Genomic DNA, 23583 nt, shown 5'->3' with positions numbered 1-23583 from the left:
CGCCTACGGCTTCCCGTACAGCTCGCCGTGGGCCGTCGCGAGCGACGCGTACAGCGTTCCGTTGAGGGTGACCCCCTCGCGCTCCTCGGCCGTCAGCTGCCGCTTGACCTTCGCCGGGACCCCGGCGACCAGCGACCCCGGCGGCACCTGCATCCCCTGCGGCACCAGCGCCTGCGCGGCGACCAGCGACCCCTCGCCGATCACGGCGCCGTTGAGCACGGTCGCCCCCATCCCGATCAGGCAGTCGTCCCCGACCGTCGCCCCGTGCACCACCGCGTTGTGCCCCACCGACACCCGCTCCCCGATGGCGACCGGGAACCCGGGGTCGGCGTGCAGCGTGCAGTTGTCCTGGATGTTGGCCTGCGCGCCCACGACGATCCGCTCCACGTCACCCCGCAGCACCGCCCCGTACCAGACGCTCGCCCCCGCCTGGAGCGTCACGTCCCCGATCACCGACGCCGTGGGCGCCACGAACGCCTCTCCGTCGATCTTCGGTTCCCGGCCGCCGATGCCCGTGACCAACGCCTTGTGCGTCATCGCCCTCTCCTCGTCGTCGCTTCCCCCGGCACCGTACGCCACCGGTTGGGGCAAAGATCACAGCCCCTCCACCTCATCAGCGAGGGGCACGCTCAGTACGGTGACTGCGTGCCGAAGCGCAAGAACACGTTCTCATCCTGGTGCCGCCGCCTCAGCCAGCGCGCCGTCCACGCGGGCTGGGCCTGGGTGCAGCGCACGGGCTCGGTGACCGCCGAGTCGCCGGGCCGCTTCCGCTTCGGCGCCATCGGCGAGGCCACCCGCCTCGCCTTCCCGCTCGGCACGGTCTTCGGCGAACCGTGGATCCACCTCGGCTCCCACTGCATCGTCGGCGAGCAGGTCACCCTCACCGCCGGCCTGATGCCCGACCTCGACCTCGGCCCCGACCCGATCCTGCGCATCGGCGACGGTGTGGTCCTCGGCCGCGGCAGCCACGTCATCGCCGACACGACGGTCACCATCGGCAGCGACTGCTACTTCGGCCCCTACGTGTACGTCACGTCCACGAACCATTCGTACGACGATCCGCACGAGCCCATCGGCAAGCAGTGGCCCCGCATGGAGCCGGTGGAGATCGGCGCCGGCTGCTGGATCGGCACCGGCGCGGTCATCCTGCCCGGCGCCCGGATCGGCCGGAACGTCGTGGTGGCCGCCGGTGCGGTGGTCCGGGGCATGGTGCCCGACCACGCCGTGGTGGCCGGGGCGCCCGCCCGGGTCGTACGGCGCTGGACGCCCGCGGACGGCTGGCAGCCGCCGCTGCGGACCCCGGCGCCGGTGCCGATACCGGACGGGGTTACTCCGGAGCAGCTGCTGGCGCTGTCGGAACTGGACGAGGAGACGGTGGCGCGGCTCGCCGAGCTCGACGCGGAGTGAGGCGCGCGGGGGGAGGTCAGCCCGTCGCCAGCAGCAGCGTCCCCAGCAGGGCCAGGCCCGCCCCCGCCGCCTGGATCGCGCGGAGGCGTTCGCTGAGGAAGCCGCGCGCGGCCAGCGCGGTCACCACCGGGTACAGGGACGCGAGGACGGCGGCCACGGTGACCGGGCCGTGCTGGGCGGCCACCGCGTACGTGCCGTTGGCGGCGACGTCCGCGAGGCCGACGAAGGCGAGCGCCGGCAGGTCGCGCCAGGGGAAGCCGTGGGCCGGCAGCGCGGGGGTGCCGCGGCGCACGGAGACGTACAGGGCCGCGCCGCCCGCGACGACGTTCGTCAGGCGCTGCACGAAGAGGGCGAGGAACAGGCCGGTGACGGTGGTGGAGGCCTCGGCGATCAGCGCGAAGACCGCGCCGAAGCCGAGCGCGGCGACCAGCGTGAGCAGGATGGTCTGCCGCTGCACGGGCGCCCCGCGCAGCTGCGGTCCGCCCGCGAGGACGACCCCGCCGACGGCGACCGCGATGCCCGCGGCCTGTGTCAGGCCAGGCCGCTCGCCCAGGAACAGGCCGACGCCGACCGGCACGGCGACGCTCAGCGTGGCGAGCGGGGAGACCACGCCCATCGGGCCCCGGGCGAGCGCCCGGTAGAAGCAGATCATGGCGACCGGCCCGACCAGACCGGCGGCGAACGCGAACCACAGCCGCGGTCCGGCCTCGCTCCAGCCGCCGGTGACCGCCACGACCGCCCCCAGCACACTCGCGGCGATCACCTGCGAGACCACGACGACGGTCAGGGCCGGCGTCCGCCGGGTCAGCAGTCCGCCGCCGAAGTCGGCCATGCCCCACAGCAGGCTGGTGGCCAGGGCGAAGAATGCTGTCACGGCTCGCCTCGCAGTACAGTTCGGTGAACGATCGGGTGCACCTCACCATAGTTCATTCCGTTGGACCCCGGCTTACAGAATATTGGACATAGAGTGTCGGACCTCGACCTGCTGACCCAGTCCCTGGCGCGCAACGTCAAGCGCTGGCGCAACGAGCGCGGCTTCACCCTGGACGCGTTGGCCGCCCGGGCGGGGGTCAGTCGCGGCATGCTCATCCAGATCGAGCAGGCCCGCACCAACCCGAGCATCGGCACGGTCGTCAAGATCGGCGACGCGCTCGGCGTCAGCGTCACCACGCTGCTCGACTACGAGCAGGGGCCCAAGGTCCGGATCGTCCCCGCCGACCAGGCGGTCCGGCTGTGGCACACCGACGCGGGCAGCTACAGCCGCCTCCTCGTGGGCACCGAGGCGCCCGGCCCGCTGGAGATGTGGGACTGGTGGCTGATGCCGGGCGAGAGCAGCGCCTCCGACCCGCACCCCGTCGGCACGGTCGAGCTCGCCCACGTCACCGAGGGCGAGCTGACCCTCACCGTGGAGGGGGCGCAGCACCGCGTGCCGGCCGGGGCCAGCGTCACCTTCGAGGCCAACGCCCCGCACAGCTACGGCAACGAGGGCGAGGTCCCGGTCGCGTTCGTGCTGGCGGTCTCCGTCCCGCCCGTGCGCTGAACGGTCCTGTTAGCGTGCGGTCATGGACGCACCCATCGGACACTTCGACACCGCCCTGCCCGCCCCCGACGCCCTCGCCGAACTGACCGGCCCGGTCGCCGACGCCGTACGCCACTGGAGCGGCAGCGTCCCCGCCGACCAGATCGTCTACGTCGACACCGACCCGCAGTGGGCCGACACCGCCGTCTTCGTGCAGCACTACGGCCGGGAACTGCTCGAACAGTCCGCCAACTGCGTGGTCGTGGCCGGCAAGCGCGGCGGCGAGACCACCCTGGCCGCGTGCGTGGTGCTCTCCACCACCCGGGTCGACGTCAACGGCGTCGTGCGCCGCCAACTCGGCGCCCGCAAGGCGTCGTTCGCGTCGATGGACACGGCGACCGGGGAGACCGGCATGGAGTACGGCGGCATCACCCCCGTCGGACTGCCCGCCGGCTGGCCGGTGTTGGTCGACTCGGCCGTGGTCGACCTGCCCTACGTGCTCGTCGGCAGCGGGCGCCGGCGCGGCAAGCTGCTGGTGCCGGGCAAGGCGTTCGCGGAACTTCCGGGCGCCGTGGTGCTGGAGGGGCTCGGCGTCGTCTGAGGTCAGGCCGCGGTGTGGTGGGCCAGCGGCAGATGCGGGTCCGCCTCGCCCGGCGCCGGCGCCGGGTCCGCGTGCACCAGGGCGGCCGTCAACCGCGGAACGGCGTGCAGCAGGGCGTGTTCGGCGTCCACGGTGATGCCGTGGGCCTGGCGCACCGTCACCTCGCCGTCCACGACGACCGCCACCTCGGCGCGCAGCCGGTGCCCGATCCAGCGCAGCCGCAACTCGCCCACCCCGCGCACCCCCGGCACCTCCCGCAGCGCCCGCTCGGCCCGGTCCACCAGCGCCGGGTCCACGGCGTCCAGCACGCGCCGCAGCACCTCGCGCGCCGCGTCCCGCAGGACCAGGGCGATCGCGGCGGTGATCGCGAGCCCGACGACCGGGTCGGCCAGGCGCCACCCCAGCGCGGCACCGCCCGCGCCCAGCAGCACGGCCAGCGAGGTGAATCCGTCGGTACGGGCGTGCAGCCCGTCGGCGACCAGCGCGGCCGAGCCGATCTCCCGGCCGACCCGGATCCGGTACCGGGCCACCCACTCGTTGCCCGCGAACCCGACGCACGCCGCCACCGCGACCGCGGGCAGATGCGTGACGGGACGCGGATCCAGCAGCCGGTCGACCGCCGTCCAGGCGGCGAAGACGGCGGACGCGGCGATCGTCAGCACGATCACGATGCCCGCCAGGTCCTCGGCCCGGCCGTAGCCGTAGGTGAAGCGGCGGGTGGCCGCGCGGCGGCCCAGCACGAAGGCGATCGACAGCGGTACGGCCGTCAGCGCGTCCGCGGTGTTGTGCACCGTGTCGCCCAGCAGCGCCACCGACCCCGACAGCACGACCACGACCGCCTGCGCCAGGGCCGTCGCGCCGAGCACTGCCAGCGACACCCACAGGGCCCGCATGCCGCGGGCCGAGGACTCCAGGGCGCTGTCGAGCTTGTCGGCGCTCTCGTGGGAGTGCGGGGTGAGGACGTGGCGCAGGCGGTGACGGAGACCGGTGCGCTCGTGGGGGTGAGGATGGGGACGGGAATGGGGGTGGCCATGGCTGTGGTCGTGTCCGTGACGGTGCTCGTGCTCGTGGCGCTCGCTCACGTGGGTCCCCTTCCGGTGCCGCGGGAGTGGACGCGCGGCGCCCACGGAGCCATTATGTGCGTATGAGCGCACGCATGCACCTGTCAGCTGCACACGATGCGCACCCGCGCACGCCCGGCGAGGAGCAGTTCGCGCTCGCCGCCGAACTCCTCGCGCTGCTCGGCGACCGCACCCGGCTGACCCTGCTGCACGCCCTGACCTCGGGCGAGGCCGACGTCACCACGCTCACGGAAGCCTGCGGGGCGGCCCGGCCGGCCGTCAGCCAGCACCTGGCGCGGCTGCGGCTCGCGGGGCTGGTGAACACCCGCAAGGAGGGCCGGCGGGTGATCTACTCCCTCCCCGACGGCCATCTGCGCCGCCTGGTGGACGAGGCCCTGAACGTGGCCGACCACCGGCTCAGCGACCGGCCCCTGCACGACTGAGCCGGATCACGGCGGGTTGGTGCCGAGGTACTGCTCCGCGAACGCGGCCGCCGCCGCGGGCGACGCGAACAGGCGGCGCAGCCGCGCCAGCGTGGTGCCCGCGCGGTAGGCGTCGCCGGACGAGGCGCCGTGGTACACCTCCGACAGCCACTGCGAGAACTCCTGGTAGTCCCACACCCGGCCGAGGCAGGCCGCAGAGTAGCCGTTCAGCCCGCCGGGCTCGCCCTTGGTGAGGTAGGCGACGAGCGCGTCACCGAGCAGGAAGGCGTCGTGCAGGGCGAGGTTCATGCCCTTGGCGGCGATGGGCGCGGTGAGGTGGGCCGCGTCGCCGGCGAGGAAGAGCCGGCCGAACACCATGGGTTCGACGACGTAGTTGTGCATGTCGAGGACGCGCTTCTCGATCAGCCGCCCCTCGGTCAGCGGCGGCCGGTCCTCGGCGGCCAGCCGCTGCTGCAACTCGGACCAGACGCGGTCGTGCGACCAGTTCTCCGGGTCGTCGCCCGGCGGGCACTCCAGGTAGTACCGGGTGACCTCGGGACTGCGGGCCATGTGCCCGGCGAAGCCGTTCGGATGGATGCCGAAGACCACGCAGTCGCTGGACGGCGGCGCCTCGGCGAGCAGCGCCAGCCAGCCTATGCCGTAGTCGTGCCGGGCGATCCGGGCCCGCTCCGGGGGCAGCACGGTCCGCGTCACCCCGCGCGCACCGTCGCAGCCGGCCACGAAGTCGCAGCGCACGAGCCGCCGTTCACCGGTCTCGGCGTCGGTGTACGACACCGACGGGTGGTCGGAGTCCAGATCGTGCACCTGCACGGTCCGCACGCCGAACCGGATCGCGCCGCCGCGCACGTCCGCGTACTCGCGCACGAGGTCCGTCACCAGCAACGGCTGCGGGTAGACGAAGTGGTGATGCCCCGTCAACTCCTGGTAGGCCAACCGGTGGCGCTGCCGGCCGAACCGGAACTCGCACTCGGTGTGCAGCTGGGCGCGCTCCAACAGGTTGGCGGCCAGGCCCCGTTGCTCCAGGCCGCGCACGGCCCACTCCTCGATGACCCCGGCCCGTGGCCGCCGCTCGATGAACTCCCGCGTCTCCACCTCCAGCACCAGGCAGTCGACCGAGGCCGCGCGCAGGATGTTCCCGATGGTCAGGCCGGCGGGTCCGGCGCCCACGATCACGACCGGAAAGTGCTCCGCGGACGGGGAGTGGGGGAAAGTCACCTCAGCATTATGACGGTGGCCCGTCAGCCGCGGCAGGGGAGAGCCGGGGCCGACGGGCCGGGGGAGAGGAGTGGGGGTCAGTGGGCGGGGGCGTCGGTGACGACGACCGCGTCGATGCTGCGCTCGATCTCCTCGGGCCGGGAGGCGGTCGCCCGCGCCCAGTAGTAGATGACCACCGAGAAGACGGCGACGACCAGGATGTCCCACCACAGGCCGATGTGGCCCTGGCCGCCGAAGCTGCCCTGCGAGGAGATCACGCCCATGCCGAGCAGGTACACCGGCAGCCACTGGGCGGCCTTGAAGTCCATGCGGGGCGCGTCCGGTTGCCGGGTGGCGGTCGCGTACCAGGCGTAGCCGCCGAGCAGGAGGTAGCCCAGGACGATCGCGATGCCGAGGCGCCACAGGGTGTCCCAGCCGGCCCAGTAGATGATCAGGTTGGCCACCACGAAGGACAGCGGGGCGATCACGTTGCCGCCGGGCAGCCGGTAGGGGCGCTCGTGGTGCGGCAGGCGGTCGGCGAAGACGCCGTACGCCAGCGGGGCGCCCGCGTACATCAGCACGCTCGCCGAGGTGATGAAGCCGACCAGCTCCTGCCAGCTGGGGAACGGCAGGAAGCAGACCACGCCGGTCACGAAGGAGATGATCAGGCCGAACCACGGCACGCCCCGGGAGTCGGTGCGGGCGAAGATCTTCGGCGCGTAGCCGTTCTTGGCCAGACCGTAGGAGACGCGGGAGGTCGCCGTGGTGTAGATGAGGCCGGTGCCGCCGGGGGAGATGACGGCGTCGATGTAGAGCACGACGGCCAGCCAGCCCAGGCCCACCAGGGTGGCCAGGCCCGCCCAGGGACCGCTGATGCCCGCGTAGGCCAGCTTGTCCCAGCCGTGCGCGAAGGTGCGGTGCGGCAGAGCGGCGATGAAGACGACCTGCAGCAGGATGTAGATGACCGCGCCGATCGCGACCGAACCGAGCGTGGCGCGCGGCAGGTCCCGCTTGGGGTCGCGGCTCTCGCCGGCCAGCTGGATCGCCTGCTCGAAGCCGAGCAGGGCGAAGATGATGCCGCTGGAGCTGATCGCGCCGAGCACGCCCTTGGCGCCGTACGGGGCGAAGCCCTCCGAGGTGAAGTTGCCCGGGTGGAAGTTGCCCACGGCGATGACGAAGATCGCGCCCAGCGGGACGGCGATCTTCCACCAGGTGGCCGCGCTGTTGGTGTGCGCGAGGGCGCGCACACCGAAGAAGTTGACCGTGACGAAGACGGCCATGAGGAAGACGGCGGTGACGATGCCGGTGGCCGTCAGGGTCTGGTCCGTGTGCTGCAGGCCCTGGGCCCACTTCCAGTGACCGGCGTAGCCGATCATCGCCTCGACCTCGATCGGGGCCACGGTGGCGGCCTGCAGCCAGGAGAACCAGCCGAACGACATGCCGGCCAGGCCGCCGAAGGCGTAGTGCGGGTAGCGGGCGGTGCCGCCCGCCACCGGGAACATGCCGCCGAGCTCGGCATGGACCAGGGCCAGCAGGACGATGGCCACCGTGCCGATCACCCACGAGATGATCGCCGCGGGGCCGGCCACGCCGACCGCCTTCTCGGCGCCGTAGAGCCATCCCGACCCGATGATGGACCCCACGGAAGCCCACATCAGGCCGATCAGCCCGACGTCCCGCCTGAGGCCGCCGGGCCCCCGGGTGTCCTCCGCTGCGACTTGGTCGACGCTCACCATGATTTCAGCGGCCTCTCATGTATTGAATGCAAATTTTCAGTGCGCGAGAGGTTGCAGAGTAGGAATCAGGCGGCGCCCGGCAGAAGACTCATGGTGAAGCCTTGACCAAGGCTAGAAGTGATCCTGGTACGCGCTCAGCGCAGCCGGGGGATCTCGATGGCGGGGCAGCGGTCCATGACCATGTCCAGTCCGGCGGCGCGCGTCCGCTCGTACGCGGCCTCGTCGACCACGCCGAGCTGGAACCAGACCGCCTTGGCGCCGATGGCCACGGCCTGGTCGGCGACCGCGCCCGCGAGCTCGCTGTTGACGAACACGTCGACGACGTCGACGTCGAAGGGGATGGCCTCCAGCGAGGGGTAGCCCTGTTCCCCGTGCACCGTCTCCGCCTTCGGGTGCACGGGCACGACGCGCTTGCCGAAGCGCTGCAGGACGTCCGCGACGCCGTAGGCGGCGCGCCGCTGGTTGGTGGACAGGCCGACGACCGCCCAGGTGTCGCCCAGCTCGGTGAGGATCCTGCGGATCGTCTCTTGGTCGCCGTACACGTGCGGCCTCCTCGTTTCCCTGTGGTCGGTGCCGGTTGCGCTGTGACCGACAACAGCGGACGAGGTGCGGCGATTCCTACCAGGGGACCGTGCCGTGGCGGTCGACGAAACGGCCCGTGCCGGCGCCTGGTCCCTCGGTCGCCAGGCGGACGATCGCGTCGGTGCCCTCGGTGACGGTCTGCGGGCCGCTGTGGCCGTTCAGGTCGGTCGCGGTGTAGCCCGGGTCGGCGACGTTGACGCGGATGTCCTTGAGCGCCTTGGCGTACTGGGTGGTCAGCATGGCGAGGGCCGCCTTGGACGCGGTGTAGAGCGGCGTGACGATCGAGGACTCGACGCGGGACGGGTCGTGCGTGACGGCGAACGAGCCCATGCCGCTGCCGACGTTGACGATCACGGGGTCCGCGGAACGCCGCAGCAACGGCAGGAACGCGGTGGTCGTACGGATGACGCCGAAGACGTTGACGTCGAAGACGCCCAGCGCGTCCGCGCCGGTCAGGTTGCCGGGGTCGCCGTGCGGTCCGTGCACGCCGGCGTTGTTGACGAGGACGTCGACGACGCCCTCGTGCGCGGCGACGTCGGCCGCGGCGGCGGCCACGGACGCCTCGTCGGTGACGTCGATGCGGACGAACCGGGCGCCCAGCGCGGCGGCGGCAGCGGCGCCCCGCTCCGGATCGCGGGCTCCGAGGACGACGGTGTGGCCGAGGGCGAGGAGACGACGGGCGGTCTCGTGGCCGAGGCCCTTGTTGGCTCCGGTGATGAACGTGGTGGTCATGCGTTGATCGTGCGCGGCGCCCCGGAGCCGTTCCAGAGAGAGGCCGACCCTGGGAAGAGCAGTACCACCCTCGCGGCTCGGGCGTGGGGCACGATGGATGCCATGGCGGTGAACGACGGCGGTGCGCTGGGGAAGACGATCCGGGCCTGGCGGGAGCGGCTGTCCCCGTCGGACGTGGGAGTGCCGGTGCGTCCGGGACGCCGCGTGCGCGGACTGCGCCGCGAGGAACTCGCCGAACGCGCCGGCGTCTCGGTCGACTACGTGGTGCGCCTGGAGCAGGGCCGGGCGTCGACGCCCTCCGCGCAGGTGGTCGCCGCGCTCGCGCACGCCCTGCACCTGAGCGCCGCCGAACGGGACCACCTCTACCGCATGGCCGGGCTGGCGGCCCCGCAGGACGGGCCGGTCCCCGACCGCCTCCCGCCGGGCGTGCGGCGGGTGCTGAGCCGGCTCGGCGAGGTGGCGGTCGCCGTGTACGCCGCGGACTGGCAGCTGATCTGGTGGAACACCGGCTGGGCGGTGCTGCTCGGGGACCCGGCGGCCGTGCCGGCGAGACTGCGCAACTTCGCCCGGGAGAGGTTCCCGGTCGGCCCCGACCAGGGGCGTACCAGCCGGTGGCCCGTGCACGTGCGCGACCGGGACGCCTCGGACCTCGCCATCGTCTCCGACCTGCGCCGCGCGACCGGGCGCTTCCCCCATGACGTACGCCTGTCCGCACTGGTCCGGGACCTCACCGCCGGCAACGCCGCCTTCGCCCGGCTGTGGGCGAGCGGCACCGTGGCCCCGCACCGCGAGGACCGCAAGTCGGTCGAGCACCCGGAGGCCGGGCCGGTCGAGGTGGACTGCGACGTGCTGACGGACGGCGACTCCGAGCTGAAGATCGTGATCCTGACCCCCGTGCCCGGCAGCGCGGACGAGGAGAGGTTCCGGCATCTGCTGGCCGCGGCGGCCGGCCGCGCGGCGGCACCCGCGTAGCGCCGGCACGCGCGCGTTCCCGACGGCGCGCTCCCGCAGTACGGTCGGGACAGCCCGTATGGCAACAGGTCCGTGCGGCAGGGGGTGGCCGATGCCCGCGCACGACACGCTCGCCGCACGTCTGACCATCCATCTCGACGCGGCCGTGGTCTGGCACCACCGCCCCGCCTACGCCGAACTCGTCCACCGGGCGCACCGCGAGGGCCTGGTCGGGGCGAGCGTCTTCCGCGGCGTCACCGGCTTCGGTTCGGGCGACCCCGGCTCCTCCCCGTCGTCCCCGCTCGGGCCGAAGGGACCGTGCGCGGTGGTCATCGTCGACGAGGAGCCCCGGCTGAGGGAGTTCCTGCCGCGGGTGGCGGACGTCTTGGGGGAGACCTCCGCGGTGGCGGTGCTGGACCTGGTCCGCATCCACACGCCGTACGCCCAGGAATGAGCGAGGCGTCGAGGAGACGCCCGCCCGGACTCCTCCCCGGCGCAAACCCGCCACCCCGTCCCGATTTCGTGCCGGATGACTGCGCTCGCCCCGTCGTCCGCCTACGCTCGCCCCGTGTTGCGCATCATCGACGCCCGGACGGGCGAGCCCGTGGACGCCGCCCCGACACGCCGTGGACTGACCCGCGTCGAGGCCCATGTCGCCGGCTTCGACGTCTCCGCCCTGCGGGTCCTGCTCGTCGCCGACCTGCTCGTGAGGGCCCTGGAGCTGGGCGGCACCCCCGTCTGGGCGCTGCTGACCGGTGAACGGGACCAGCCGGAACTGCGCGCGGGCGCCGCCGCCCTCGGCATCCGGCCCTTCGAGGACAGCGCGGACGTCGGCCCGGGGCTCGGCGAGGCGCAGGTCATCCACGTGCTCGGCCAGGACGCCCCCGCCCCGGCCCCCGAGGGCGTGCGGGTCGCCGTCGCGCCCGTCGACGCGCCCGTCCCCGGCCCGCCCCCGGAGACGGACCCCCTCGTGCTCCGCCTGGCCCTGCTCCAGGCGGACCGGGGACTGCCGGTCCGCCTCGACGCGGACGTCCTCGACGCCGCGCACGACACCCTCGTCCGCTGGCGGCGCGCCGTGGCCGCGTGGGCGCGCCGGCCGTCGCGGCCGGTCCCCGACGAGGTGCGCGGCCGGCTGCGCGCCGCCTGGGAGGACGACCTGGACGCGGGCCGGGTGCTGCACGTGCTGCAGTGGGTGGAGGAGGCCGAACTGCCGGACGGCGCCCGCTTCGAGACGTACGCCTACGCCGACCGCCTCCTCGGCCTCGAACTCACCCGCGACCTGGGGTCCCCGCAGTGATCGCGCGCGCCGGAGCCGGCCCGCTGCGCCGCCTGGTCGTCCTGCGGCACGCCAAGTCCGCCTGGCCGGCCGGCGTCGCCGACCACGAACGCCCGCTCGCGCCCCGCGGCCGCCGGGACGCCCCCGCGGCCGGCCGCGCCCTCGCCGAGGCCGACTGCCTGCCCGACCTCGCCCTGTGCTCCACCGCCGCACGCGCCCGCCAGACCTGGGAGCTGGCCTCGGCCCAGTGGGGCACGCCGCCGCCGGTGCGCAGCGATCCGCGGCTGTACGCCGCCGACGCGGCCGACCTGCTGGCCGTCGTGCGCGAGGTGCCGCCCGAGGTGGAGACACTGCTGCTGATCGGGCACAACCCCGGCCTGGAGGACCTGGTCCTCGACCTCGCCGGCGATGGCCTCGACGACACGCTGGAGGAGGTGCGGACGAAGTTCCCCACCTCGGCGATCGCCGTGCTGGCCTGGCACGGCACCGGCTGGCGGGCCCTCGCCCCGGGCACGGCCCTGCTGACGGACGTCCTGGTGCCGCGGGGCAGGAAACGGGACTCCCGCAGCGGGCCCTAGCCCACGTGCACGTGCGGGCGCCGCTCCGGTTCGGGTTCCGCGCGGCGCAGCACCTCGCGGGTGACCGGGGCGACCTCGCCGTCGCCGAAGACCAGGAAGCGCACGAGGTGGCTGACCGGGTTGCCCTCGGTCCAGCTGAAGTAGGCGTGCGGGACCTGGCCGGTGCGGTCGCGCAGCGCCAGCAGCACCGCCGCGATGGCGTTGGGCACCGTCGGCCCCTCCACCCGCAGCCGGCGCACCCCGTGCTTCTCGTCGCCGTGCACGGTGATGTCCGCCGTGAAGTCCGAGGAGTCCCGCACGAAGACCTCCAGGAACAACAGCGGCCTGCCTTCGGGGATGTGGGTGTGGGCGCGCTGGTCGTACTCCTTGGCCCGGTACTCCCGCGTGCTGTGCTCCTGCGGCTCGTTCGCGATCAGCTGCAACGGGCCGCTGCGCGCGGCCTCCTCGACGAACGCCGTGGCCGTGTCGTCGAACGTGACCTCGGCGGCGCGCAGTTCGAAGGCCCGGCGCACCCGTGAGCCGAACGACGTCACCAGGATCGCGACGATGAAGACGAGCGCGATCTTCAGGCCGTCGGGGCGTTCGATGACGTTCGCGACCGTGGTGTAGGCGAACACCGCGGTGATCAGCCCGAAGCCGAGCGCGGCGGCCCGGTGGCCGCGGCGGTGCACCGCCACCGTGGAGGCGAACGACGCGGACAGCATCAGCACCAGCACGCCGGTGGCGTACGCGCCGCTCTGCGCGTCCACGTCGGCGTCGAACCACACGGTGATGACCACGGCGGCCACCATGAAGACCAGGACGAGGGGGCGCACGGCCCGCGTCCACTCCGGGGCCATGCCGTAGCGGGGCAGGTAGCGCGGTACGAGGTTGAGCAGACCGGCGAGCGCGGAGGCGCCGGCGAACCACAGGATGGCGATCGTGGAGAGGTCGTAGACCGTGCCGAAGACCTGGCCGAGGTGCTGGTGCGCGAGGTAGGCGAGCGCGCGGCCGTTCGCCGGGCCGCCGCTCTTGAAGTCGCCTTGCGGGATCAGGATCGTCGTCGCCAGGCTGGACAGCAGCAGGAAGCAGCTCATGATCACGGCGGCCGTGGTGAGCAGCCTGCGCGTCTCGCGGACCCGGCCGGCCGGGTTGTCGTACGTGTCCGACGCATCGCCCTCGACCTGCGGCATCACCGCCACGCCGGTCTCGAAGCCGGACATGCCGAGCGCCAGCTTGGGGAAGACCAGCAGCGCCACGGCGACCATGGCGAGCGGCGAGGAGTGCTCGGCGGTCATCGCGTGTGTCCAGTCGCCGATCCGCACCGGGTGGCTGAGCACCTGCCAGGCGGAGACGGCGAGCACGATGACGTTCAGGGTGAGATACGTCCCCACCAGCGTCACCGCGATCCCGATGGCCTCCCGGAACCCCTTGAGGAACACCGCGCCGAGCGCGCCGACCAGCAGCAGCGTGATCCAGAGGTTCCCGCCGTCCATCCAGCGCGGGGCGAACGGGTTCTCCACGACGTGCGCGGCGGCGTCCGCGGCCGACAGCGTGATGGTGATCAGGAAGTCGGTGGCCGCGAAGCCGAGCAGCACCAGGACGAAGATCTTGCCCGACCACCACGACAGCAGCCGCTCCAGCATGGCGATCGAGCCCTCGCCGTGCGGGCTCTCGTGCGCCACGCGGCGGTAGACCGGCAGCGCGCCGAGCAGGGTCAGCGCGATCAGCACGAGGGTGGCGAGCGGGGAGAGCAGGCCCGCGGCCAGGGCCGCGATGCCCGGCTGGTAGCCGAGGGTGGAGAAGTAGTCGACACCGGTGAGGCACATCACCCGCCACCACCGGTGGCCCTTGTGCTCGGCCCGCACGGTGGCGTGCGGTCCCGGATGCCGGGCCGACTGCTCGCTCAGGCCCTCCAGCAGCCAGGCCCGGAAACGCGCCCGGGCGGTGGCGGGCCCGGCGTCGTGGGGCCCGGAGGTGTCCGGACGCTCCACCTCGGTGCCGGTCATGGCGGTGTTCTCCCTGTACGGTCATGGCCCTGGTCGGCCGTGGACGACGAGCAGCGAGTATCCACGACATCGTCCACCGCACCCCGACCGGGGGCGAGCCCGCCCGGGGCGCATAGGCTGGCCGGATGCAGGACGAGTACCGCACAGTGGCCCGCGCGGGTGTGCACGAGACCGAGGTCAACCGCTCCCGCTTCCTGTGCGCCCTCGCCCCGGCGGCCGACGAGCGGGAGGCGCAGGACTTCATCGCCGGTGTGCGCAAGGAGCACGCGGACGCCACGCACAACTGCTGGGCCTACGTCATCGGCGCGGACGCCTCCGTGCAGAAGGCGAGCGACGACGGCGAACCCGGCGGCACGGCGGGAGTGCCCATGCTGCAGATGCTGCTGCGGCGCGACATGCGGTACGTCGTCGCCGTCGTCACCCGTTACTACGGCGGCGTCAAACTCGGCGCCGGCGGCCTCATCAGGGCCTACGGCGGCGCGGTCGGCGAGGCGATCGACGCCCTCGGCACGCTCACCCGGCGGCGCTTCCGGCTCGCCACGGTGACCGTCGACCACCAGCGCGCCGGCAAGGTGCAGAACGACCTGCGCGCCACCGGGCGCGAGGTGCGGGACGTGCGCTACGGCGAGGAGGTCACCCTCGAGATCGGACTGCCGGACGCCGACGTGGACGTCTTCCGCGCCTGGCTGGCCGACGCGACGGCCGGGACGGCACGGTTCGAACTGGGCGGGGAGGCCTACGGGGACGCGTGACGTTCCGGGCGAACCGGGCGTGACGGGGCGGCCCGGTGCGGCTCATGACGGGTCGATACGGGAGTAACCGCCCGTGATGTCAGACCCGGCCGTTAGTCTTCGGGGATCATGAGACTGCTGCACACTTCCGACTGGCACCTCGGCCGGGCGTTCCACCGGGTCGGCATGCTCGGCGCCCAGGCCGAGTTCATCGGCCACCTCGTCACCACCGTGCGCGAGCGCGGCGTGGACGCGGTGGTCGTGTCGGGAGACGTGTACGACCGCGCGGTCCCGCCACTCGCCGCCGTCGAGCTGTTCGACGACGCCCTGCACCGCCTCGCCGGCCTCGGCGTGCCGACGGTGATGATCTCCGGCAACCACGACTCGGGCCGCCGGCTCGGCGTCGGCGCCGGGCTCATCGACCGCGCGGGCATCCACCTGCGGACCGAGCCGTCGGCGTGCGGGACGCCGGTGGTGCTGACGGACGCGTTCGGCGACGTCGCCTTCTACGGGCTGCCGTATCTCGAACCGGCCCTCGTCAAGGACGAGTTCGGCGTCGACAAGGCCGGTCACGAGGCCGTGCTCGCCGCCGCCATGGACCGCGTCCGCGCCGACCTCGCCACCCGAGCGCCGGGCACCCGCTCCGTCGTCCTGGCGCACGCCTTCGTCAGCGGCGGCGAACCCAGCGACAGCGAACGGGACATCACCGTCGGCGGGGTGGCCGCCGTCCCCGCCGGCGTCTTCGACGGCGTCGACTACGTGGCGCTCGGCCACCTGCACGGCTGCCAGACCATCACCGAGCGCGTCCGCTACTCCGGCTCCCCGCTGCCGTACTCCTTCTCGGAGACCGAGCACCGCAAGACCATGTGGCTCGTCGACCTGGACGCCGACGGCGCCGTCACCGCCGAGCGCGTCGACTGCCCGGTGCCCCGCCCGCTGGCCCGGATCCGCGGCACCCTGGAGGACCTGCTCGCCGACCCGGCCCTCGCCCGGCACGAGGAGGCATGGGTCGAGGCCACGCTCACCGACGCCGTCCGCCCGGCCGACCCCATGGCCCGGCTCACCGAGCGCTTCCCGCACACCCTGAGCCTGCTCTTCGACCCCGAGCGGGCCCCGGACGACCCCGACGTCTCCTACGCCCGCCGCCTCGCCGGCCGCAGCGACCAGCAGATCGCCGAGGACTTCGTCGCCCATGTGCGCGGCGCCGGTCCCGACGAGCGTGAACGGGCGGTGCTGCGGGACGCGTTCGACGCGGTGCGCGCGGACGAGGCCGCGCGGGAGGTGGCACGGTGAGGCTGCACCGGCTGGACGTCACCGCCTTCGGGCCGTTCGGCGGCTCGCAGAGCGTCGACTTCGACGCGCTGTCGGCGGCGGGACTGTTCCTGCTGCACGGGCCGACCGGCGCCGGCAAGACGTCGGTCCTCGACGCCGTGTGCTACGCGCTCTACGGCGCCGTGCCCGGGGCCCGGCAGGGGACGGGACTGCGCAGCGACCACGCGGCGAGTGGCACGCGGACCGAGGTCCGGCTCGAACTGACCGTGGCGGGACGGCGGTTGGAGGTCACCCGGCAGCCGCCCTGGGAGCGGCCCAAGAAGCGGGGATCGGGCACGACCCTCGACAAGGCGCAGAGCGGGCTGCGCGAGTACGACGCCGCGAAGCACGCCTGGAAGGACCTCAGCCGGTCCCACCAGGAGATCGGCGAGGAGATCACCCAGCTGCTCGGCATGAGCCGCGAGCAGTTCTGCCAGGTCGTGCTGTTGCCCCAGGGCGACTTCGCGCGCTTCCTGCGCGCCGACGCCGAGGCGCGCGGCAGGCTGCTCGGCCGCCTCTTCGACACCCACCGCTTCGCCGAGGTCGAGAAGCGGCTCGCCGAGGGCCGGCGGGCCGCGGAGGCGCAGGTGCGCGACGGGGACACCGCGCTGCTGGCCGACGCGCACCGCATGCAGCAGGCCGCGGGTGACGCGATGGAGCTGCCGCCGCTGCAACCGGGCGACCCCGGGCTGGCCGAGGCGGTCCTCACCGCCGCCGCGGTGGCCCGCAGCACCGCGCGTGAACAGCTGACGGTCGCGCACTGCCGTCTGCTGGCCGCCGAGTCCGCCCAGGCGGCCGCCGAGCGCGCCCTGGACGAGGTACGCGAACGGACGCGTCTGCAACGGCGTTTCGCGGAGGCCCGGGAACGTGCGGCGCGCCTGCAGCAGCACGCCGACGCCCACCGGCAGGCACAGGCCCGGATGGACCGCGCGAGAAAGGCGGAAGCGGTCGCACCGGCGCTGGAGCTGCGCGAGGCGGCGCAGGAAGACCACCACCGCGCGTCCCGGACGGAGGCCCGGGCACGGGAGATGCTGCGGGAGGTCTTCCCGGAGGGGTTCCGTGCGGGGAGCGCGGCGTCCGACACGGAGACGCGGGCCGCCGACACTCCCGAGACCGACGCCCGCGGCGCCGGCACTTCGGAGACCAGCGCCGTCGGTGCTGGTGTTCCGGGCGCCGGCATTGACGGTGCTGGAGCCTCGGGCGCCGGGATTTCGGGCGCCGGCGGTGAGGATGCCGGTACCTCTGAAGCGGGCGCCGTCGGCACTCCCGGGACCGGCACCCTCCACGCCGGTGCGCCGGACGCCCGCACCGTCGACGTCGGCGCGCCCGGCGCCCACGCCCGCGCTCCCCTCGCCGACGCCGGTCCCGTGGGGCTCGCTGCTGCTGCTCGTCGGGTGGCCGAGGAGCTGGGTGGGCTGGAGGCGGCGCGGCGGGCCGAGCGGCGGTTGGCGGAGGTCGTCGCCGAGCGGGACGGGCTGGACCGGCAGGAGCGGGCCGACGAGGACGTGCTGCAGGAGGCCGAGGCGTGGCTCGCGGGGTGGGAGGAGACCCGGTCCGCGCTGCACGGCCGTATCGAGGCCGCCCAGGAGGCCGCCACCCGGGCCGAGCAACTGGCCGTGCAGCGGGACCCCGCGCGCAAGCGGCTCGCGGCGGCCCGGCAGCGCGACCAGTTCGCGCGGGACACCGAGGACGCGCACCAGCAGGTCGTCCTCGCCACCCAACGCGCCCTCGACGCCCGCACCGCCTGGCTGGACGTCAAGGAGCAGCGGCTGAACGGCATCGCCGCCGAACTCGCCGCGCAGCTCGCGGACGGCGAGCCGTGCGCGGTCTGCGGCGCCACCGAGCACCCCGCACCGGCCCGCAAGGACGCCGGGCACGTCGGCCGGGAGACCGAGGAGCGGGCGCTGGCCGCCTACCAGCGGGCCGAGGAGCAGCGGGCCGAGGCCGAGCGGCGACTGGGCGTCGTCCAGCGTGCCCTGGCCGCCGCGCAGGGCGAGGCCGGCGACCATCCCACCGATGAACTCGCGCGGCAGGCCGAGGAGCTGGAGCGGGAGTACACGCGGGCCCGGAGCGCCGCCTCCGCCCTGCACCCCGCCAACGAGCAGCTGCGGCAGGCCGAGCAGGAGCACGAGCGCCGCACCGCCGCCCAGCGCGAGGCCGCCGTACGCGCCGCCTCGCGCACCGCCCGCCGCGACGCCCTCGACCGCGAACGAACGGCCCTGGAGCGGGAGTTGGCCCAGGCGCGCGGGACCGCCGACAGCGTGGCCGCACGGGCGGCGCAGCTGGAGCGGCAGGTCGCCCTGCTCACCGACGCCGCCGACGCCGCCCGCGTCACCGAGGACACCGCCCGGCGCCTCAAGGAAGCGGACGCCCGCCTCGCCGACGCCGCCTTCCGCGCCGGCTTCGACACCCCGCAGGCCGCGGCCGCCGCCCTCCTCGACGCCGCCGCCCACCGCGAACTCCAGCACCGCCTGGACGCCTGGCAGTCGGAGGAGGCCGCCGTCCGCGCGATCCTCGCCGAACCCGACACCGCGGCCGCCGCCCAGCAGCCTCCCGCCGAGGTCGGCGCCGCCGAACAGACAGCCGCGGCGGCGGCCCGGCGCGTGCGCGAGGCCGCCTCCGCGCGGGACGCCGCCGCCCGGCGCTGCACCGAACTCGACCGTCTTTCCGCCCGGTCGGCGGCGGCCGTGCGCCGGCTCGGCCCGCTGCGCGAACAGTACGACCGGGTGGCCCGCCTGGCCGCCCTCGCCGCGGGCACCTCGGCGGAGAACGAACGCCGGATGCGCCTGGAGTCGTACGTGCTCGCCGCCCGGCTGGAACAGGTCGCCGCCGCCGCGACCGTCCGCCTGCAGCGCATGTCCTCCGGCCGCTACACCCTGGTCCACTCCGACGACCGCTCCGGCCGCGGCCGCAGCGGACTCGGCCTGCACGTCGTCGACGCCTGGACCGGCCGCGAGCGCGACACGGCGACCCTGTCCGGCGGGGAGACCTTCTTCGCCTCGCTCGCCCTCGCCCTGGGCCTCGCCGACGTCGTCACGGACGAGGCGGGCGGCGTCCGGCTCGACACCCTCTTCATCGACGAGGGCTTCGGCAGCCTCGACGACCAGACCCTGGACGAGGTCCTGGACGTCCTGGACTCCCTGCGCGAACGCGACCGCAGCGTGGGCATCGTCAGCCACGTCCCCGACCTGCGCCGGCGCGTCCACGCCCAACTGGAGGTCGTCAAGGGCAGATCGGGGTCGGTGCTGCGCCGGCGCGGTCAGTGACCCAGCGGCCGGCGGGGCAGCGGCGAGGAGTACACCACGCTCGTGGTCACCGACCCGAGCGCGCCGATCTTGCCGGACACCTCTTCCAGGTGCCGCATCGAGCGGGCGGCGACCTTGATGACGAAGCAGTCGTCGCCCGTCACGTGGTGCGCCTCCAGGATCTCGGGGGTGACGGCCACCAGGTCGTGGAAGGGCTTGTAGTTGCCGTTCGGGTACCGCAGGCGTACGAACGCCAGGATCGGCAGACCGAGCCGCTCGGGGTCGACGACCGCCGCGTACCCCTGGATGACCCCCGCCTCCTCCAGCCGCCGGACCCGCTCGGTGACGGCACTGGCCGACATCGAGACGGCCCGGGCGAGCTCGGCGAAGCTGGCGCGGCCCTCGCGCTGGAGGACGTCGAGGATGCGCCAGTCGGTGGCGTCCGGGGAATACGCGGTCATCCCCGAGAAATAGCAGGGGAATCCCCGGCGGATCAAGAGCACGGCCGTGGAATCCCCCTTCAGGCGTCGACGGCCCGGCCGTAGATTCTCGGACATGACCACCACCACCGTGAACCCCGTCCTGCGCGTCGCCCCGGCCGCCCCCGCCGACGCCGCCGCCTACTTCCGCGCCGGCCTCGCCTTCCACGCCGACGTCTCCGACGTCGCCGCCGCGCTCGCGGCCGGCGGCGACCCCGGCTTCGTCCTCGTCGACTCCCGCTCCACCGAGTCCTGGGACCAGGGGCACATCCCCGGCGCCCTCCACCTGCCGACCGCGCTCATCCCCGAGCAGGCGGCCCAACTCCTCGACAAGGCCGTGCCGGTGGTGACGTACTGCTGGGGCCCCGGCTGCAACGGCGCCACCCGGGCCGCGCTCGCCCTCGCCGAACTGGGCTACCAGGTCAAGGAGTTGCTCGGCGGCTTCGAGTACTGGGCGCGCGAGGGCTTCGCGTTCGAGACCTGGCAGGGCCGGGAGCGCCGCGCGCCCGACCCGCTGACGGCGCCGGTGGACGCGGCGGACTGCGGCTGCTGACACGCGGTGGACCTTGGGCGACCCCTGTGCAGTACGGTTCTGCGCCATGGTGCGATACGCGGAACGCGGTGCGGTGGAGTGGGTCGAGTCGGGCGGCGGCCCGCTGATAGCGGTACCGGAGACGGTGCTGCCGTTCTGGGCGGGCGCCGACGGCGACGAGACCGCCTCCGACTACGACCGGGCCTGTGAGGTCGACGGCAGCGTCGGCCTCCTCCCGGTCGGCGACTGCGCGGCCCTCGTCCTGGGCGACGAACCGGCCTCCACGTCCTACCTGCCCGAGCACACCGCCTTCGTCCGGTGGTGCGCCGCGAACTCCGAGGACGAACTCCTCGCCGAGGTCCCCGCCGCCCTGGCCGCCGCCGACTGGGAGGGCGAGGTGAACTGGCACGTGCCCGGCCCCGTCGTCCTGTTCGACTCGGCCTGGCCCGGCACCGAGACCGACCGCACCGACCGCCTGCGCGTCGCCCTCGACCCCGGCCACTACGCGGTGCGCGCGGCCAACGTCCAGCCGGGACCGGAGATGTGGCTGGGCCTCGTACACCTGCGACGGCTGTGAACCGCGGACCGTTCGGCCGCGGCCGCAGCACCCGCCGCCGACTCGGTGCGTCGGGCGCCCGCCGATATTCACGTGCGGCCACGGCGCTCCCCGGCCACCATGGTCACCCGTGCCCCGCCTACCCCACCCCGGCCCCGAAGCCCTCCGCCGCGACCCCCTGCCCCTGCGCGGCCGCACCGCCCTGGTCACCGGCGCCAGCAGACGCGCCGGCATCGGACACGCCGTGGCCCGGCGCCTGGCCGCGTACGGAGCGAGCGTCTACCTGCACCAGCACGTGCCGCACGACGCCGCCATGCCCTGGGGCGCCGACCGCCCCGAGGAGGTGACCGCGTCCGTTCGCGAGGCGCTGGGCGACCCCGCGGCCCGGGTCGTCGCGGGCCCCGGCGACCTCGGCGACCCCGACGAGCCCGCCCGGCTGATCGACACCGTCGTACGGGAGTTCGGCGCCCTGGACATCCTCGTCGCCAACCACGCCCTCAGCGGCAGTGACGGCACCCTCGACGCGATCGACGCGTCGATGCTGGACGCGCACTGGGCCGTGGACACCCGCTCGGTGCTGCTGCTGGTGCAGGCGTACACGCGCACGCGCCCGCGGCGGCCAGGCGGGCGCGTGATGATGATGACCTCCGGCCAGGACATCGCCGGCGGTATGCCGGGCGAGATCGCGTACGCCCTCCAGAAGGGCGCCCTCGCCTCGATCACCCGCTCCCTGTCGACGGCGCTCGCCGAGCGGGAGATCACCGTCAACACCGTCAACCCCGGTCCCGTGGACACGGATTACGCCACCGGGGAGGTCTACGACGCGATCGCCGCCCGCTTCCCGGCCGGCCGCTGGGGCATGCCGGACGACCCGGCCCGCCTCATCGCGTGGCTGGCCACGGACGAGGCGGGCTGGATCACCGGCCAGGTCATCGACTCCGAGGGTGGCTTCCGGCGCTGATCACAGCGCCGACAGCTCGTCCACCAGGTCGTCCAGGCCCAGCGAGCCCTGTGACAGCGCCGCCATGTGCCAGGCCTTGGGGTCGAAGGCGGCGCCGTGCCGCTCGCGCGCCTTCTCCCGGCCCAGCAGCCAGGCCCGTTCGCCCAGCTTGTAGCCGATGGCCTGGCCCGGCATGGACAGATAGCGGGTCAGCTCGCTCTCCACGAAGTCCGCGGGACGGCTGCTGTGCGAGCCGAAGAACTCCTGCGCCAGCGCCGGCGTCCAGCGCTCCCCGGGATGGAAGGGGGAGTCGTCCGGGATCGTCAGCTCCAGGTGCATGCCGATGTCGATGATCACGCGCGCGGCCCGCATCATCTGCGCGTCCAGGTACCCCAGCCGCCGCTCCGGGTCCGTGAGGAAGCCCAGTTCGTCCATCAGCCGCTCCGCGTACAGCGCCCAGCCCTCGGCGTTGGCGCTGACCATGCCGACGCTCGCCTGGTAGCGGGAGAGGTCGCCGGCGACGTGCTTCCACTGCGCCAGTTGCAGGTGGTGGCCGGGCACGCCCTCGTGGTACCAGGTGGAGACCAGGTCGTAGACCGGGAAGCTGGTCTGGCCCATGGTCGGCAGCCAGGTGCAGCCCGGCCGCGAGAAGTCGTCCGACGGGGGCGTGTAGTACGGTGCCGCCGCGCTGCCGGGCGGCGCGATCCGGGCCTCGACCCGGCGCACCCGCTCGGCCAGGTCGAAGTGGGTGCCGTCCAGCTTCTCGATGGCCTCGTCCATGAGGGACTGCAGCCAGCGCTGCACCTCGTCGACGCCCTCGATACGGGCGCCGTGCTCGTCCAGGTGCGCCAGCGCCACCCACGGGGTGGCCGCGCCGGGCAGGATCTTCTCCGCCTCGGCCTTCATCTCGCCCAGCAGACGGTGGTATTCGGACCAGCCGTACGCGTACGCCTCGTCCAGGTCGAGGTCGGTGCCGTTGAAGTAGCGCACCCAGCGGGCGTACCGCTCGCGGCCGACCACGTCCGGCGCGCCCTCGACGGCCGGCGCGTACACGTCCCGCATCCAGTCGCGCAGCGCCACCACGGCCTCGGTGGCCGCACGGCCCGCCGCGTCCAGGTCGGAGCGCAGCACCTCGGGGCCGGCGGCGGCGAACTGCTCGAACCAGCCCTTGCCGGCACCCGTGTCGGCCCACTCGCCGAGCTGTCCGACGAAGGTGGCGGTGGCCCGCGGGCCGGCGTACAGCTTGCGCTCCAGGCCGAGTTCGAGGGACTGCCGGTAGCCCTCCAGCGCGGCCGGCACCGCGCGCAGGCGCTCGGCGACCGCCGCCCAGTCCTCCTCGGTGGCGGTCGGCGTCACGGTGAACACCTGGCGCACCGCGTGCGCGACCGAGCTGAGGTTGCTGACCCCGCGCAGGGACTCGTCCGCCTCGTGCACGGCGAGGGAGGCGGTGAGCCGCTCGCGCAGCAGGCGCGCGCACCGGCGCTCGATGTCACTGTCCGCGCCGGGCTGCCGCTCGGCCTCGTCGAGCTTGGCGAGGGTGTCTCGCTGGAGCCGGGCGACGGCCTCGTCGCCGGCCGGTGAGGTGTCGGGCAGACGGCTCGAACTCTCCTTCACGCCGAGGAAGGTGCCGGTGATCGGATCGAGGGCGATGAGCTCGTCGACGTAGGTGTCGGCGACCTGACGGGGCAGCGGGCTGTTGGTCTGTGACATGCGGTCCATCC

24 protein-coding genes are annotated in these 23583 nt (G+C 74.0%); 14 read left to right on the top strand and 10 right to left on the bottom strand.

What is annotated here, in order from left to right; genetic code table 11:
* Window positions 1-3: 3 nt before the first annotated feature.
* On the bottom strand, window positions 4-537 hold the full coding sequence (locus ACYF6T_RS26685) for a gamma carbonic anhydrase family protein (RefSeq protein ID WP_461699508.1): 534 nt from the start codon (window positions 535-537) through the stop codon (window positions 4-6).
* A gap of 108 nt (window positions 538-645) precedes the next feature.
* On the opposite strand from ACYF6T_RS26685, the gene ACYF6T_RS26680 reads away from it, so the two are divergent.
* Window positions 646-1407, top strand: a complete 762-nt coding sequence (locus ACYF6T_RS26680; RefSeq protein WP_461699507.1) for an acyltransferase — start codon at window positions 646-648, stop codon at window positions 1405-1407.
* Window positions 1408-1423: 16 nt separating this feature from the next.
* Here the strand turns inward: ACYF6T_RS26680 and ACYF6T_RS26675 are convergent, their stop codons facing one another.
* Window positions 1424-2281: an EamA family transporter gene (locus ACYF6T_RS26675; protein WP_461699506.1), complete on the bottom strand. Its 858-nt coding sequence runs from the start codon at window positions 2279-2281 to the stop codon at window positions 1424-1426.
* 93 nt (window positions 2282-2374) lie between these two features.
* On the opposite strand from ACYF6T_RS26675, the gene ACYF6T_RS26670 reads away from it, so the two are divergent.
* Together ACYF6T_RS26670 and ACYF6T_RS26665 are read left to right on the top strand one after the other, a co-directional pair.
* Window positions 2375-2947 (top strand): helix-turn-helix domain-containing protein, encoded by a 573-nt coding sequence (locus tag ACYF6T_RS26670; protein WP_461699505.1) that lies wholly within the window; start codon window positions 2375-2377, stop codon window positions 2945-2947.
* A gap of 22 nt (window positions 2948-2969) precedes the next feature.
* A complete protein-coding gene (locus ACYF6T_RS26665) occupies window positions 2970-3527 on the top strand; it encodes a YbaK/EbsC family protein (RefSeq protein WP_461699503.1) in 558 nt (185 codons plus the stop codon).
* Window positions 3528-3529: 2 nt separating this feature from the next.
* Here ACYF6T_RS26665 and ACYF6T_RS26660 read toward each other — a convergent pair whose 3' ends face one another.
* Window positions 3530-4609: a cation diffusion facilitator family transporter gene (locus ACYF6T_RS26660; RefSeq protein WP_461699502.1), complete on the bottom strand. Its 1080-nt coding sequence runs from the start codon at window positions 4607-4609 to the stop codon at window positions 3530-3532.
* A gap of 62 nt (window positions 4610-4671) precedes the next feature.
* Here ACYF6T_RS26660 and ACYF6T_RS26655 point away from each other — a divergent pair, with 62 nt between their 5' ends.
* The gene (locus tag ACYF6T_RS26655) at window positions 4672-5031 is read left to right on the top strand and encodes an ArsR/SmtB family transcription factor (protein ID WP_461699501.1); all 360 of its coding nucleotides are present in this window, start codon (window positions 4672-4674) and stop codon (window positions 5029-5031) included.
* Between the two features lie 6 nt (window positions 5032-5037).
* On the opposite strand, the gene ACYF6T_RS26650 is transcribed toward ACYF6T_RS26655, so the two are convergent.
* The 4 genes from ACYF6T_RS26650 to ACYF6T_RS26635 form a co-directional block, all read right to left on the bottom strand.
* On the bottom strand, window positions 5038-6246 hold the full coding sequence (locus ACYF6T_RS26650) for a 4-hydroxybenzoate 3-monooxygenase (RefSeq protein ID WP_461699499.1): 1209 nt from the start codon (window positions 6244-6246) through the stop codon (window positions 5038-5040).
* A 77-nt stretch (window positions 6247-6323) separates the two neighbouring features.
* Complete coding sequence (locus ACYF6T_RS26645) at window positions 6324-7961, bottom strand: APC family permease (protein WP_461699497.1); 1638 nt, start codon at window positions 7959-7961, stop codon at window positions 6324-6326.
* 134 nt (window positions 7962-8095) lie between these two features.
* Complete coding sequence (locus tag ACYF6T_RS26640) at window positions 8096-8503, bottom strand: CoA-binding protein (RefSeq protein ID WP_461699495.1); 408 nt, start codon at window positions 8501-8503, stop codon at window positions 8096-8098.
* Between the two features lie 76 nt (window positions 8504-8579).
* Window positions 8580-9275, bottom strand: coding sequence for an SDR family NAD(P)-dependent oxidoreductase (locus ACYF6T_RS26635; RefSeq protein WP_461699494.1), 696 nt, complete (start codon window positions 9273-9275; stop codon window positions 8580-8582).
* Window positions 9276-9368: 93 nt separating this feature from the next.
* Between ACYF6T_RS26635 and ACYF6T_RS26630 the strand changes: the two genes are divergently transcribed.
* From ACYF6T_RS26630 to ACYF6T_RS26615, 4 genes are all read left to right on the top strand, one after another.
* A complete protein-coding gene (locus ACYF6T_RS26630) occupies window positions 9369-10247 on the top strand; it encodes a helix-turn-helix domain-containing protein (RefSeq protein WP_461699493.1) in 879 nt (292 codons plus the stop codon).
* Window positions 10248-10338: 91 nt separating this feature from the next.
* The gene (locus ACYF6T_RS26625; RefSeq protein ID WP_461699492.1) at window positions 10339-10680 is read left to right on the top strand and encodes a DUF190 domain-containing protein; all 342 of its coding nucleotides are present in this window, start codon (window positions 10339-10341) and stop codon (window positions 10678-10680) included.
* Window positions 10681-10794: 114 nt separating this feature from the next.
* Window positions 10795-11523: a hypothetical protein gene (locus tag ACYF6T_RS26620; RefSeq protein WP_461699491.1), complete on the top strand. Its 729-nt coding sequence runs from the start codon at window positions 10795-10797 to the stop codon at window positions 11521-11523.
* Entirely contained in the window at window positions 11520-12080 is a 561-nt protein-coding gene (locus ACYF6T_RS26615; RefSeq protein ID WP_461699489.1) for a SixA phosphatase family protein, read from the top strand. Before ACYF6T_RS26620 ends, ACYF6T_RS26615 begins: the two co-directional genes overlap by 4 nt.
* Here ACYF6T_RS26615 and ACYF6T_RS26610 read toward each other — a convergent pair.
* Window positions 12077-14068, bottom strand: coding sequence for an APC family permease (locus tag ACYF6T_RS26610; RefSeq protein ID WP_461699488.1), 1992 nt, complete (start codon window positions 14066-14068; stop codon window positions 12077-12079). The two genes, ACYF6T_RS26615 and ACYF6T_RS26610, sit on opposite strands and share 4 nt — an antisense overlap.
* A gap of 125 nt (window positions 14069-14193) precedes the next feature.
* On the opposite strand from ACYF6T_RS26610, the gene ACYF6T_RS26605 reads away from it, so the two are divergent.
* The 3 genes from ACYF6T_RS26605 (at window position 14194) to ACYF6T_RS26595 (ending at window position 19376) form a co-directional block, all read left to right on the top strand.
* Window positions 14194-14820, top strand: a complete 627-nt coding sequence (locus ACYF6T_RS26605; RefSeq protein WP_461699487.1) for a YigZ family protein — start codon at window positions 14194-14196, stop codon at window positions 14818-14820.
* A 108-nt stretch (window positions 14821-14928) separates the two neighbouring features.
* On the top strand, window positions 14929-16092 hold the full coding sequence (locus tag ACYF6T_RS26600) for an exonuclease SbcCD subunit D (protein WP_461699486.1): 1164 nt from the start codon (window positions 14929-14931) through the stop codon (window positions 16090-16092).
* Window positions 16089-19376, top strand: a complete 3288-nt coding sequence (locus ACYF6T_RS26595; RefSeq protein ID WP_461699485.1) for an AAA family ATPase — start codon at window positions 16089-16091, stop codon at window positions 19374-19376. Before ACYF6T_RS26600 ends, ACYF6T_RS26595 begins: the two co-directional genes overlap by 4 nt.
* Here ACYF6T_RS26595 and ACYF6T_RS26590 read toward each other — a convergent pair.
* A complete protein-coding gene (locus tag ACYF6T_RS26590; protein ID WP_461699484.1) occupies window positions 19370-19816 on the bottom strand; it encodes an Lrp/AsnC family transcriptional regulator in 447 nt (148 codons plus the stop codon). The genes ACYF6T_RS26595 and ACYF6T_RS26590 overlap by 7 nt on opposite strands.
* Before the next feature lie 94 nt (window positions 19817-19910).
* Between ACYF6T_RS26590 and ACYF6T_RS26585 the strand changes: the two genes are divergently transcribed.
* From ACYF6T_RS26585 to ACYF6T_RS26575, 3 genes are all read left to right on the top strand, one after another.
* A complete protein-coding gene (locus ACYF6T_RS26585; protein ID WP_461699482.1) occupies window positions 19911-20387 on the top strand; it encodes a rhodanese-like domain-containing protein in 477 nt (158 codons plus the stop codon).
* 46 nt (window positions 20388-20433) lie between these two features.
* Complete coding sequence (locus tag ACYF6T_RS26580; RefSeq protein WP_461699481.1) at window positions 20434-20943, top strand: immunity 21 family protein; 510 nt, start codon at window positions 20434-20436, stop codon at window positions 20941-20943.
* Window positions 20944-21052: 109 nt separating this feature from the next.
* Window positions 21053-21883, top strand: coding sequence for an SDR family oxidoreductase (locus tag ACYF6T_RS26575; RefSeq protein WP_461699479.1), 831 nt, complete (start codon window positions 21053-21055; stop codon window positions 21881-21883).
* Here the strand turns inward: ACYF6T_RS26575 and ACYF6T_RS26570 are convergent, their stop codons facing one another.
* Window positions 21884-23572, bottom strand: coding sequence for a DUF885 domain-containing protein (locus ACYF6T_RS26570; RefSeq protein WP_461699478.1), 1689 nt, complete (start codon window positions 23570-23572; stop codon window positions 21884-21886).
* Window positions 23573-23583: the final 11 nt, after the last annotated feature.

The sequence above is a fragment of the Streptomyces sp. 7R007 genome (genome assembly GCF_054850255.1).
This window is presented reverse-complemented; position numbering and strand designations above follow the sequence as displayed.

Bases quoted from the DNA above. Each gene is read 5' to 3' on its own strand.
- ACYF6T_RS26685 (WP_461699508.1), bottom strand. From the start codon at position 537: ATGACGCACAAGGCGTTGGTCACGGGCATCGGCGGCCGGGAACCGAAG.
- ACYF6T_RS26665 (WP_461699503.1), top strand. From the start codon at position 2,970: ATGGACGCACCCATCGGACACTTCGACACCGCCCTGCCCGCCCCCGAC.
- ACYF6T_RS26655 (WP_461699501.1), top strand. From the start codon at position 4,672: ATGAGCGCACGCATGCACCTGTCAGCTGCACACGATGCGCACCCGCGC.
- ACYF6T_RS26645 (WP_461699497.1), bottom strand. From the start codon at position 7,961: ATGGTGAGCGTCGACCAAGTCGCAGCGGAGGACACCCGGGGGCCCGGC.
- ACYF6T_RS26635 (WP_461699494.1), bottom strand. From the start codon at position 9,275: ATGACCACCACGTTCATCACCGGAGCCAACAAGGGCCTCGGCCACGAG.
- ACYF6T_RS26630 (WP_461699493.1), top strand. From the start codon at position 9,369: ATGGATGCCATGGCGGTGAACGACGGCGGTGCGCTGGGGAAGACGATC.
- ACYF6T_RS26625 (WP_461699492.1), top strand. From the start codon at position 10,339: ATGCCCGCGCACGACACGCTCGCCGCACGTCTGACCATCCATCTCGAC.
- ACYF6T_RS26610 (WP_461699488.1), bottom strand. From the start codon at position 14,068: ATGACCGGCACCGAGGTGGAGCGTCCGGACACCTCCGGGCCCCACGAC.
- ACYF6T_RS26605 (WP_461699487.1), top strand. From the start codon at position 14,194: ATGCAGGACGAGTACCGCACAGTGGCCCGCGCGGGTGTGCACGAGACC.
- ACYF6T_RS26600 (WP_461699486.1), top strand. From the start codon at position 14,929: ATGAGACTGCTGCACACTTCCGACTGGCACCTCGGCCGGGCGTTCCAC.
- ACYF6T_RS26590 (WP_461699484.1), bottom strand. From the start codon at position 19,816: ATGACCGCGTATTCCCCGGACGCCACCGACTGGCGCATCCTCGACGTC.
- ACYF6T_RS26585 (WP_461699482.1), top strand. From the start codon at position 19,911: ATGACCACCACCACCGTGAACCCCGTCCTGCGCGTCGCCCCGGCCGCC.
- ACYF6T_RS26580 (WP_461699481.1), top strand. From the start codon at position 20,434: ATGGTGCGATACGCGGAACGCGGTGCGGTGGAGTGGGTCGAGTCGGGC.
- ACYF6T_RS26570 (WP_461699478.1), bottom strand. From the start codon at position 23,572: ATGTCACAGACCAACAGCCCGCTGCCCCGTCAGGTCGCCGACACCTAC.